General features: G+C 69.7%; 8 protein-coding genes. 6 read left to right on the forward strand and 2 right to left on the reverse strand.

Annotated elements, in window-relative coordinates; translation table 11 throughout:
- Positions 1-37 precede the first annotated feature (37 nt).
- A complete protein-coding gene (locus tag K8556_RS13555; protein ID WP_223740474.1) occupies positions 38-637 on the reverse strand; it encodes a TetR/AcrR family transcriptional regulator in 600 nt (199 codons plus the stop codon).
- Between the two features lie 289 nt (positions 638-926).
- On the opposite strand from K8556_RS13555, the gene K8556_RS39755 reads away from it, so the two are divergent.
- From K8556_RS39755 to K8556_RS39460, 4 genes are read left to right on the forward strand one after another with little or no spacing between them, the layout of a single operon-like run.
- Positions 927-2921, forward strand: coding sequence for an AHH domain-containing protein (locus K8556_RS39755; protein ID WP_223740475.1), 1995 nt, complete (start codon positions 927-929; stop codon positions 2919-2921).
- Positions 2918-3565, forward strand: a complete 648-nt coding sequence (locus K8556_RS13565; protein WP_223740476.1) for a hypothetical protein — start codon at positions 2918-2920, stop codon at positions 3563-3565. Before K8556_RS39755 ends, K8556_RS13565 begins: the two co-directional genes overlap by 4 nt.
- Before the next feature lie 42 nt (positions 3566-3607).
- Positions 3608-5635, forward strand: coding sequence for a CHAT domain-containing protein (locus tag K8556_RS13570; protein WP_223740477.1), 2028 nt, complete (start codon positions 3608-3610; stop codon positions 5633-5635).
- Positions 5632-9288: a hypothetical protein gene (locus K8556_RS39460; protein ID WP_304503960.1), complete on the forward strand. Its 3657-nt coding sequence runs from the start codon at positions 5632-5634 to the stop codon at positions 9286-9288. Before K8556_RS13570 ends, K8556_RS39460 begins: the two co-directional genes overlap by 4 nt.
- On the opposite strand, the gene K8556_RS13580 is transcribed toward K8556_RS39460, so the two are convergent.
- On the reverse strand, positions 9271-10734 hold the full coding sequence (locus K8556_RS13580; RefSeq protein ID WP_223740478.1) for a hypothetical protein: 1464 nt from the start codon (positions 10732-10734) through the stop codon (positions 9271-9273). The genes K8556_RS39460 and K8556_RS13580 overlap by 18 nt on opposite strands.
- A gap of 160 nt (positions 10735-10894) precedes the next feature.
- Between K8556_RS13580 and K8556_RS13585 the strand changes: the two genes are divergently transcribed.
- Together K8556_RS13585 and K8556_RS13590 are read left to right on the forward strand one after the other, a co-directional pair.
- On the forward strand, positions 10895-11305 hold the full coding sequence (locus K8556_RS13585) for a response regulator transcription factor (protein WP_223740479.1): 411 nt from the start codon (positions 10895-10897) through the stop codon (positions 11303-11305).
- Between the two features lie 155 nt (positions 11306-11460).
- On the forward strand, positions 11461-11850 hold the full coding sequence (locus tag K8556_RS13590) for a response regulator (RefSeq protein WP_223740480.1): 390 nt from the start codon (positions 11461-11463) through the stop codon (positions 11848-11850).
- Positions 11851-11948 lie beyond the last annotated feature (98 nt).

The raw sequence follows: 11948 nt of genomic DNA on the forward strand, positions 1-11948 counted from the left end.
GATGAGGTCCTCCTCGAAGGACACGGCGACGACAAGGTCAGGAAGTGGGGGTGTGGGCGGCGGCGACGAGCGCGTCGAAGGCCCGGCGGGCTCGCGCCTCGGCCTGGGGGTCCCGCATCAACCGCTTCGCGTGGTGGAAGCCCAGCATCACGGCGTACTGATCATGGGCGAACTGCTCCACGTCCAGGGCCTCGCGGAAGTGCCCTTCCGCCACGGCGATGCGGGCGGCCTGGGCCAGGCAGTCCAGCCAGTCCCGCTGGCTCTGCACCAGCGTGTCCCTCGCGGGCCCGGGCGCGTCGTCCAGCTCCGCCGCCGCCGCCACGAAGATGCAGCCGCCCTCGAGCAGCTTGTCCCGGTCCCAGGTGAGCCAGCCGTCAAAGAGCGCCCGCACGCGGGGCTCGCCGCGGGCCTTGCCCAGCGCCGGGCGGACGACGCGCTCGGTGAAGACGGCGGTGGCCGCCTCCAGCACCTGCACCTGCAGCTCCGTCTTGGACTTGAAGTGCGCGAACAGGCCGCTCTTGGAGAGGCCCAGCTCCTCGGCCAGCCCCCCGATGCTCAGCCCCTGCAGCCCCACCCGGCTCGCCAGCCGGACGGCCGTCTCCAGGATGGTCTGATGGGTGAGCTCGCCCTTGCGCATGGGCACTTCATAGGACGGTCGTGCTTTTTCCGCAACCGCTTCTGCGGGAGCCGTGGCCGGGCGCGGAGTGCACACCCATGGCTCCTGCTGGCCCCCGTCAGACCGAAGCTGAGGGCGGGTCCAACGCGGCAAGGGTCACCCACCCGCACGGTCCTTCACTTGAGGTGCGGAGCCATGAATCCTCTCAAATCCGAGCCACGACGGCCCGTATGAAGGGATGTTGCCCGCTGGGGAACCACGGGTGTGTCTGTCATTCCCTCCTTCGCCGACTGCTCGACGGGAGGGGACCGTGACGATCAAGTTCGGCTTCATCGACAACAGTGAAGGAGCCAATCTTCGAACGCTTCCTGCGGGAGTCAAGGGCTCGACCTGCCTGACACCGTCCCCGCTACCGCCAGGCACACGGGTGACGGTGCTCCAAGGTCATTCCCAGGCGCCCGGCTGGTATTACGTATCGACCCTGGTGGGGGGATATCTCTTGCGTGGGCAGATACAAGACTTCCGCATCACGCTCGATCCGCCGGAACCCGCTGCGACCCTCTATCAGGTCAAGCCGGGAGACCGTCTGGAGCCTATCGTAGCGCGTCTCTACAAGGAGGCCATTGCGCCGGGACGCGATTTGCGATTCTACGAAAACGTCATCCTTCACGTGAACAAGGAGCGCGGCCGGATGGGCGTCCGGCGTGGCAAGAACGGCGTGGAGCTTGTCGCCGGGAAGCGCATCTGGCTTGTCAGCACCGCATACGCCAACCGCCTCCAAGAAGAAGTGCCGAGCGGGTCCATCACCGGCGGCGCGCTTGCGCGGGCGCGCGAGGCTGCCCGGCACCTGGAGGATCTGATCATCTCCGTCGACCAGTCAGGACAGCACTTCGGAGAGGTCACCGGGCAGTACGCCCAGGCCATCAAGGACAATCTGTTGGAGATCAGTGCCATCGTCGCGGGGTTCATCGCCGCGGAGGCGCTCTCCACCGTCCTCGCGGCGACGCCCACGGGGGTCGGCCAACTCGCTGCGGCGATCATCCAACTGGGGCTGGCGGCGTTTGGCGCTCAGGGAATCATCGACGCAGGGGTGGAGGCCCTGAAACATGCCAGTTCATGGATCACCCAGGCCTGGGAGGCCAACGGTTCCGCGGAGCGGCTCAAGGAGGCCAGCAAATCCTTCCTCCGGATGCTGATGAGCATCGCCGCAGCAGCGCTTGCGGCGATGGGCGCGAAGACCAACCTGGGACGAGGGGTCAAGCTGGCAAGAACCGTGAAAATCAACCCACCCCGCTTCTACATGATGGCGGCGCAAGGTCCCGGCGGCGCCTTTGCCGGCGTCCCTGTATTCCAGCCGGGCTCGATCACCTCTCATTCTGTGTCCCTGCCCTTCAATCCGTGGGGAGCCGGCAGGCCCCTGATGTCGAAGGCCGTCAAGGACGGCGCGTCCTCCAGGCCGGACACCGAACCCACCCTGACCGAGCGCACGGTCAGTGACGCCGAATGGGAAAGGCTCCTGGAGACGCTTCCCAACTGGGACAAGCTCAAGGAACTCGTCGGACGAAAGGTTCCGAAGGAAGGAACGCCCGCGTTCAACACATTCAAGAAGGAGCTGGAGACAGCCGGCTATCGCCTGGAGAAGATGAACAACGGCTCCCAGCCCTATCGCATTCGTCGCCCGGACGGGAAGGCCCTGAGCGACGAGTACGGAGCGCTCACAGTCACCGAGAACGGACTGGTCGTGCTCAAGATCGGCAAGGGGACGCCCCGCATCAGCATTTTCAGCCGCTACCGGAAGAACTACCTGGACTGGGTGGAGAAGACCCACGGCAAGGCAGCCCGGAAGGCAGCGGAGATACGCATCGCTCGCGGCAATCCCATGCACCACCTGATTCCGGATGCGGTCGCCCAGAAGCATCCGATGATCCGCAAGGCCATGGAGCGGCTAGAAAGCTACACCCTCGACCGAGGAACGAACATCCTCGACATGCCTTGCAAGGATCCGCAGGGAAAGATCATGCACCTGGGCAGCCATCCCAAATACAACAGCTACGTCACCACGCTGCTCGATGATGCACTGGAAGCGATGGATGACTCCTTGGGCAAGCGCAAGCCTGGCTCCAGCCTGACGCCCCGTGAAATCGAAGATGCGATTCTCGAGATCGAATTAAACCTTCGTGAGGCCATTGAGACTGGCAACCTCCCTGTGGACGTCCTCAAGGAGTTGCGCGAGGATGGCATCGTCGTAGGAGTCAAGCTAGCGCTGCTGGAACTCCCCGCCCACGAGGACTCACGCACGGCATGATGTACGCACTGACGGCCGACATCTCGCACATCGAGGAAGAAGATGTCTTCGACGCCGTCAGCATTGAGTTCGACGGCTTCGAGTCCGTGACGTTCCACAAGCCCGGCGTCGACTACCAAAGGGAACGCGGCGCTCCTGAGATCATCGAGTTCGTTGGCAACCTGGAGAACGCCGCTCGGCTCGACCACCTGTTCACCGCGCCCCGGGGGCTGCTGCTGATCTCCCGGCGCATGGTGCGCGTGCTCGAATCCGTGGGGCCATTCCATCACCGGCTCATCCCCACGGTCATCTACGCGGAACGCATCAAGCACCTGGTGCGTGATCGGTTCACCCGGCAGCGGACCTGGTACCCGGTACAAGACCCCACACTGAAGAACGAGGGCTTTGTCATCCTCCAATTGCTGGAAGAAACCGACTGCCTCGACCGGGAACGGACCCTCGTCAAGGGCGTGCCCTTCCACCAAACCGGCGCGGGACTTCTGGGCAAGGAGAAAGCCCGGCCCCTCGTGCTCAAGACACCGCCGGGAGGCTTTCCTCCTGTGTTCGCAGTTCCCGAACTGGCGTTCTACTGCTTCACGGAGGAGGCCCGCCATGCCTGTGAACAGGCAGGACTGAAGGGACTCTGGTGGAGGCCCCAGGTGTAGCGCCCAGATGCGTGGAGCGAGGGAATCAGGATGTGGGGTCAAATGAGCACGAGCGGAACAGCGGCGCCCGCATTCTGGCTGGAGGTCGACCTCGCGCTGGCGGGCGATGAGGTCAGCGCCACGGCGCGGGGCAGCGGCGGCCAACAGCCCGCGCCCCACAGGTTGGGGCACTCGCGCGAAGCCCTCCTCCGCTTTGGCGAGTGGGTGCGGGACGCGGCCGTGCGCGGGGTGCCCCTGGAGTCTCCCGAGCAGGCGCGGGCGCTGCACTCCGCCCTCTTCCGCGAGGGGCTCCAGGAGGTGCTGCTCGAGCTGCGCGGCGTGTCGCGCAACACCGGGAGCCAGAAGCCGCTGCTGCTGCGGCTCCTGCCTCGGGACCGGGAGCTCCAGGCGCTTCCCTGGGAGGCGCTCTGTGGACAGTCCGGGCCGCTCGACTTCCTCGGCATCTCGCCGGAGCTGTGCATCGTGCGCGGGGTGCAGTCCACGAAGCCCTGGCTTCCTCGCGAGGTCACCGGGGCCGTGCGGCTGCTCGTCGTCTCACCGCTGGACGAAGAGGCACCAGACCGCCTGCGCGCCATGCTCCAGCCGGCCATCGACTCCGGGGCGCTGGAGTGGATGCAGCCGCTCGTGGGGCCCCGCTCGCGGCGCGACTACGTCATCGACCGGCTCCGCTCGGAGCCCTCGCCGCACATCCTGCACTTCATCGGGCATGGCGGCGTGGACGCGCGGGGAACCCCGGTCCTGCAACTCACGGACGCGGACGGCGCGTCCGCGGGGCTTCCCGTGGAGCTGCTGGCGAAGGAGCTGGCGGGAGCCTTCCGGGGCGACCTGCGACTGGTGGTGCTCGAAGCCTGTCAGGGCGCTCAACCGGGGACGCTGACGAGCGCGGCGGAGCTGCTCGCGCAGGGCGGCGCGGACGCGGTGGTGGCGCACCTGTGGCCGGTGAAGACAGACGTGGCGCGCGGGTGCTCGCGGGCCTTCTACCGCGCGTTGGTGGGGGACACCCGGCACCGGGGCGACGTGGCCCGCTGCCTCCACGACGCGCGCAGCACGGTGCTGACGGAGTTCAGCGAGAGCGCCGAGGCCTTCTCCCCCGTGCTGTACCTGCGTGGCAGTGACACCACCCTCTTCTCCTTCCGCCCCGCCCGCGCGAAGCCCGCGCCCCGCGCCCCCGTGCAGGCCGAACCGGTGCGCGGAGAGGACCCGTCCCTGCGCGGGTTGATGGACCTGGTCTCACGTCCCTTCTCCCTGGTGCTGGGCGACCACGGAGGCACCACGGACGAGGACCTCCGGGAGCTCCTGCACGGCCGGATGCGGGGCACGCCGTGGGCCGTGCCGGACGCCCTGCCCATGAGCGCGCTGGCGCAGCGGTTCACGCTGCGCTTCGGGCCCAAGACGCTGGACTCGCACTTCCAGGAGGTGTTCCGGGATGCGACGCCCACGCTGCCGCTGGTGGAGTCGCTCGCGCGGCGGCTGGGGCCCGGCGTGCACATCACGCTCCTGCGCATGCCCGTGCTGGAGCAGGCGCTCGCGCGGCACCGGCCGGAGCTGCCGCTGTATGTCATCCAGCCCTCGTCGCCCGACGAGGGCTCCGCGCTGATCCGGCGGCGCCTGCCGGGCCAGGGCTGGGAGCCGATCGACGCGCTGCCCCTGGACTTCGATCCGTCGCGCGACGTGGCGCTGGTGAGGCTGTACCGGGGCTACCTGCCGGACCGCGTCTTCGAAACGCCCCTGCTCACGGAGGACGACTACCTGCACGGCGTGCGGGACCTGGAGTCCGTCCTCCCGCCGGACCTGGCGGACGCCATCCTGGGGACCCTGGACAGCCGGCCCGCGCTGCTCGTCGGACTGTCATTGCTGGCATGGCACCACCGCATGCTGCTGTCGCGGCTGTTCGGACGCCGGCCGCTCCCTCGCAAGAGCCTGGTGCTGCTGGAGCCCGGGGTGCATGAGGCGGAGTCGTGGAGGTCGGGCCGGGGCCTGCCCGCGGGCGCGGGCATCCAGGTGGTGCAGGCGGATGCGGACGCCGTGGCCGGGTCCCTCGGCACGGGGACGCCGGGAGGTTCGCGATGAGCGGCCCGGTGAATCCCTTCCTCGGTCCGCAGCCCTACCGCGCGGCGGACCGCGAGCGCTTCTTCGGCCGCGAGACCGTGACCCAGCGGCTGGTGAACCGCATCCTCGCGCACCCGTGCCTCACCCTCTTCGGTCCGTCCGGCGCGGGGAAGTCGTCGGTGATGCAGGCCGGCGTGATTCCGCTGCTGGAGGAGGCGCACGAGTTCCGCACGGTGCGCATCGACGGGTGGCTCGCGGGGGAGGCTCCGCTGGCGCGGCTCGTGCGCACGATGCACGCGGAGCTGGAGCTGGGGCCGCCGCCGGAGCAGGCGGGGACGGCGCAGGCGCTGGACGCGGCGCTGGAGCTCGCGTCGCAGCGCTCCGACCGGCCGGTGCTCATCTACCTGGACCAGTTGGAGCAGCTCTTCCTTCCGGGGCGCGACATCGAGGCCACGGGCACGCTGCTGAAGGGGCTGGACGCGCTGGCGCGCAAGCCGGTGCGCGGGCTGCAGCTCGTGCTGGCGATGCGCGAGGACTACCTGGGGCGCTTCCGGGACCGCGTGCGGGGCCGGCGCGAGCTGCTGGAGCAGGGCTTCCGGCTGGGGCCGCTCACCGTGGGCGAGATGGTGAAGGTGTCGTGCCGGCTGGCCACCGAGAAGGGCCTGCCCTCGCAGCCCTGGTCCGAGCAGGAGGTGCGCGCGCTGATGCGGCAGGTGCGCATGGCGGGCCAGGGCGAACAGGACGATGACGCCGAGGTGCAGGCCGCGTTCGCGCAGATCGTCTGCCGGGCGCTGTGGGACGAGCGGGCGCGGGGCCAGGCCGTGGAGCCTGTCGCCGCGGAGCCGATGGTGCACCGCTACCTGGAGGCGACGCTGGACGCGCTCGGCTCCGACAAGAAGCGGGCGGCGCGCCGGTTGCTGGAGCAGCACCTCATCGCGAGCGACGGCAGCCGGACCCTGCTGACGGAGCAGGAGGCTCGCGCCGAGCTGCCACCCGAGCACGCGGACGAGGTGCTGACACACCTGGAGGCGGCGGCGGTGCTGCACGCGGAGCAGCACCAGGGCAGCCGGTACTTCGAGCTGGGACACGACTGGCTCGCGCGCAAGGTCTTCGAGCTCAAGCAGCAGCGCATCGAGCGGGAGTCCGCGCAGCGACAGCGCCGGCGTGAAGCGGCCGAGCGGCGCAGGCTCATCGTCCTGGCGTCCGTGGCGGCGGGCGTGGCGGTGCTGATGACCCTGCTGCTCGCCTGGGCCTTGAGAGAGCGAAGCACGGCGGAGGGGGCAAAGAAGTTCGCGGAGAACGCGAAGCAGGAAGCCGATAAGCAGGCGCGAGACGCGCGGGGACTGGCGTTGATGACGGGGGCTCGCGACCTGCAGGGCCGCGGCTACACCGCGATGGCCACGAAGCTGCTGCTCGAAGTGCCCGAACCCGAGCAGGCGCGCTGGTGGACGCAGTTGGCGCATGACTTCTTGAAGGAACCCCTCCCGGAGGTGACGTTCCAGGGGACAGCCCCGCTGCACCACGCGGCCTTCAGTCCGGACGGCCAGCATGTGGCGGCGTCTTCGCCGGAGGGACTGGCGTGGGTGTGGCGCGTGGACGGGACGGGCACGCCCGTGGCGCTGAAGGGCCATCTGGGCTTCATCAGCTCCATCGAGTTCAGCCCGGACGGGCAATGGGTTGCCACGGCGTCCCAGGACGCCACCGTCCGGGTGTGGCGGACGGATGGGACGGGCAAACCCAGGGTGCTCCGGGGGTACGAGGACACCGTCCACTCGGCGGCCTTCAGTCCGGATGGCCAGTGGCTGGTGACGGCTTCCGCGGACATGAGCGCGCAGGTGCGGCGGGCGGATGGAATCGGAGAGCCCCTACGGCTCGCCGGGCACGAGGCATCGGTCCTGGCGGCGCGCTTCAGTCCGGACGGGCGGCGCGTGGTGACCGCGTCGTGGGATGGGACGGCGCGGGTGTGGCGGGCGGATGGGAAGGGCTCGCCCGTCGTGCTCAAGGGACACACCAAGCCCGTCTCCTCGGCCGAGTTCAGCCCGGATGGGCAATGGGTGGTGACGGCTTCCGAGGACAGGACGGCGCGGGTGTGGCGGGCGGATGGGAAGGGCTCGCCCGTGGTGCTCAAGGGACATGAGGGGATCGTGTTCTCCGCCACGTTCAGCCCCGATGGCCTGTGGGTGGTGACGGCTTCGGCGGACAAGACGGCGCGGGTGTGGAAGGCGGATGGAACGGGCACGCCCGTCGTGCTCGGAGGGCATGTGGACCCCGTCATGTCCGCGGGGTTCAGCCCGGACGGCCAGTGGGTGGTGACCGCGTCCCTGGACAGGACCGCGAGGGTGCGGAGGGCGGATGGTAGAGGCGCGCCCCTGGTGCTCAAGGGGCACCAGGGCTCGGTCGAGGAAGCGCGGTTCAGCCCGGACGGGCAGCGGATCCTCACCGCGTCCACGGATGGCGCCCTCCGGGTCTGGAAGGCAGGCGGGCCGGAGCTTCCCGTTGTGTTCCAGGACTCGGGCAGGACGGCCGGCGGGATCCAGACCGCGGCGTTCAGCCCGGATGGGCAGCACGTCGTCGCGGCGGGCGCCGACGGAGCGGCGCGCGTCTGGCGCACGGAGGGGACGGGAGCCCCTGTCGTGCTCGACGGGCGCGACGGCCCTGTTTCGTCGGCCGCCTTCAGCCCGGATGGCCGCTGGGTGGTGACGACCTCCGAGAACGGGAATGCGCGGGTGTGGCGAGCGGATGGAACGGGCGCTCCGGTGGTGCTGAAGGGAGAGCTGCTCAAGCCCATCGCCTCGGCGGAGTTCAGTCCGGAGGGTCAGTCGGTGTTGACCACGCTCCAGTACGGAGGCGTGCCCCGGGTGTGGAGGACGGACGGGAGCGGGACATCGCGGGCACTGGGGTCCGACCCGGCGCGCCTGGCCCGGTTCAGCCGCGACGGTCAGTGGGTGGTCACCGCGTCGGGCCGGACCCTGAAGGTGCTGAGGGCGGATGGGACGGGCACGCCCGTGGTGCTCGTGGGCCATGGAGGGGACATCCGTTCGGCCGAGTTCAGCCTCGATGGCCAGTGGGTGGTGACTGCGTCCGCGGACGCGACCGCGCGGGTGTGGAAAGCGGACGGAACGGGCACCCCCGTGGTGCTCAAGGGGCATGAGGGGGACGTCTCTTCCGCCCGCTTCAGCCGGGATGGCCAGTGGGTGGTGACAGCGTCCGCGGACAGGAGTGCGCGGGTGTGGAAGGCGGACGGAACGGGCACTCCCGTGGTGCTCAAGGGGCATGGGGGGGACGTCCTCTCCGCCAGCTTCAGCCCGGATGGCCGTTGGGTGGTGACGACATCGAGCGACAGGACCGCGCGGGTGTGGAGGGTGGACGGAACGGGCCTGCCCGTGGTGATCCAGGGCTGTGAGTGGGGAGTCACCTCCGCCGAGTTCAATCCGACCGGACCGCAGGTCCTGACGGTCTGCTTCGATGAACAGGCACAGCTCTGGCCCCTGGACGTTCCGGCGCTCCAGCGCCGGCTCCGGACCGTCAACAAGGACTGCCTTCCTCCGGACGTCCGTCGCAGCTACCTGGACGAAAGCGAGGAGCAGGCACGGAGCGCCTATGCGGAATGTGAGCGGGTCCAGGGACGGGATCCGCGCGTGACGCCGCCCCCGGCGCTACGGCTGCTGCCCTGAAAGCCTCGCGGCGGGGTCTCCGAGCAACACATAGCCGCGCAAGTCATTGCGCTGCATCCACTGATAACCCTGTCGCTTCGGGTCGACCGGATCCGGAATGCCATACACCTGCGCGTCCTGCCGCGCCCGGTAGCCCGCCAGCAGCGCGTCGTTGACGCCCCGGTACGCGCTCATCAACGCGTCCAGGGCGACGCCCGCGCGGCTGCCGTTGGACAAAATCTGGAGCGCGGAGAGCACACGCGACGCGCGGCCGCGCGTCATGTCCTCCGAGTCCAGGAACCCGAGCGTCCACGCGAGGTCGCTGTGGCCGATGATGCCCAGCGGGCCGCGCGGGTTCGCCAGCAGGGCCTGGGGCAGCGCCGCCACGAAGGGCCGCTCCCCTGCCCTGGGCAGGCTGTGCAGCACGGAGTCAGGACGCCCCGAGAACCCGCCCGCCGCGGCGAGCTGCGCGAGCCATGCATGGAACGCGCTGTCCGGCGGGGTCGCCGCGCCGAAGCACGCCACGCTGAACCACATGCCCCCAGGGAGGAAGGGCGTGTCCCGCAGCAGCGCTCCCGTGAGCGGCGGGCCTCCGCCCAGCGTCAGCGCGCCCTGCAGCGCCCGCTGCTCCTGCGGAGACGCCCACCCCTTCGAGGGCCGCCCCAACCCGTGCGCCACCGTGAGCATCACCGCCGAGCGCGCACCGGCCGCGGCCTCCAGGAGCGTGTCGGGGTCCGCCCAGTCATAGGGAATCTCGTGGACCTTCAACGCGGGCCGCTTCTGCTTCCACCGCGTCTCCATCACCTGCCGGCAGGGCTCCACCAGCTGTTGGTGGCCCGAGCTCGTCGCCGTCGTCCCGTCCCGCGCCGTGTACAGGAGCATGTCGGGGGCCTCCGGCGGCGCGCCCCGCCTCTCGGCCGCGCTCACCTTCTCCGCATAGGACGTATAGCCCGCGAGGTCCGGTGCACCGTCGGGCAGCCCCACGTGAAGCCGCCCCACGAACGCGCCATGCGCGAGCACGTGCTGCAACTCCATGGACACGTCGGGCAGGTCCCCGAGCAACAGCAGGTACCTGGGGCGCTCCTCCTCGGGGACGTCCTCGGCCCGGTGCACCGTCTCCTTCCAGCGCACCGCCGCGCTCGCGTCCATGCCGGGAGGGACGCGGTAGCGCATCACCGGCGCGCCCTGCTCCTGCTCGCGGTGCTGGAGGAGCGGCTCGATGGCGCGAAGCAGGGCATCGCCCGTCGCGCCCAGCGGCGCGATGACACCCCAGCGCTGCGCGGGCAGGTCATTGGGGTTCGCGTCGGGGCGCTCCAGCGTCATCCCCTCGGCGCGGCGGGGAAGCGGCGCGGGCCTGGGCGCATCCCGGGTGGAGTCCGCGGGGAGGCCGTCCTCCAGCACGGGCCGGCGGTCATCCGCGCGCGCGAGCAGGAGGTGCAGCGCTTCATCCTTCACGGGCTCGGGCATTCCGCGACAGGGTAGCGCTTTTCCGTCCAGAATCCGGAGACCGGTCCAGGAACTGGAAAGGGGCCGTCCCCCACAGCGCCTCCCTCCACTCAATCCCTTGCAATGATTGGGATTGGAGGATGACGCCCTGCGTGGCACAACCGCTGCACTGTTGTTGTGCATGCACGGTAAAATCCTCCTCCTCGATTCGAAGCCCCCGGTTCGTGGGGCGACGGCGCGTCACCTGACGGCCGCGGGCTTCACCGTCCTCACCGCTCGCACGGATTCCCAGGCGCGAGGCCTGCTGGACACGAACCTGTTCGACGCGGTCCTCATCGACCATCCCTTCGGCCGGCCCGGCATGGAGGAAGGGCTGCGGTTCGCTCGCGACCTGCGCCTGCACGACTCGCACCTCCCCATCCTGCTGATGACGGCGCTGCCCCTGGACGAGGTCCGGCACTCGGCGTGGGCGAGCGGCATCACCAAGCTGCTGCCCAAGCCGCAGTTGATGCCGGTGCTCATCCTCCACCTGTCCGCGCTCATCCCCGCCGCGGCCAACGAGGACCAGCCCCAGCCCATCCCCATGCGCTGAAAATCCGGGCTGCCGCCCTTGTCTGTTTCAGTCCGGATTCCGGAAAATGGATCCGCAAGCTGGACAAACGCGCGCGGAGTCCGGGTTTCGGGCAGGCCAAGTGGCTGTAACGACTTCATCGATTTATTCCCGGGGCCCTGGCCTCTCCCTTGCTCATGCGTCCTCGTGTGCCCCGGAACCTGCTGATCGTCGATGATGAAACGGTCCTGTGCTGGGTCCTGGGCCGCTTCTTCTCCAGCGCCGGGTACGAGGTCGACTCGGCCACGGACCTGGACGAGGCCCTGGAGCGCGTGAAGCGCGGCCGGTACGACCTGGTCATCAGCGACCTGCGCCTGAGCGGGACGCAGTCCGAGGAAGGGCTCGTCATCGCGAAGCGGCTGCGCGAGTCCTCCCCCGCCACGCGCATGGTGCTGCTGACGGCGTTCGCGACGCCGGACCTGGGGACGCGCGCGCAGGCGCTGGGCGTGGACCTGGTGCTGAGCAAGCCCCAGCCGCTGCCGGACCTGGCGGAGCACGTCTCGCATCTGCTGGAAGCTCCGCGCTAGCAGGACGCGCGGTCGCCAGCCCTTCCTCCCCCCTGACAAGCGCATCGCGCGGATCCACTCCGTGTCCTGGTCACCCCTGCCATGACACCGCCGCACGC

The organism is Corallococcus sp. AS-1-12, from assembly GCF_020036995.1.
Taxonomy (GTDB): Bacteria; Myxococcota; Myxococcia; order Myxococcales; family Myxococcaceae; genus Corallococcus.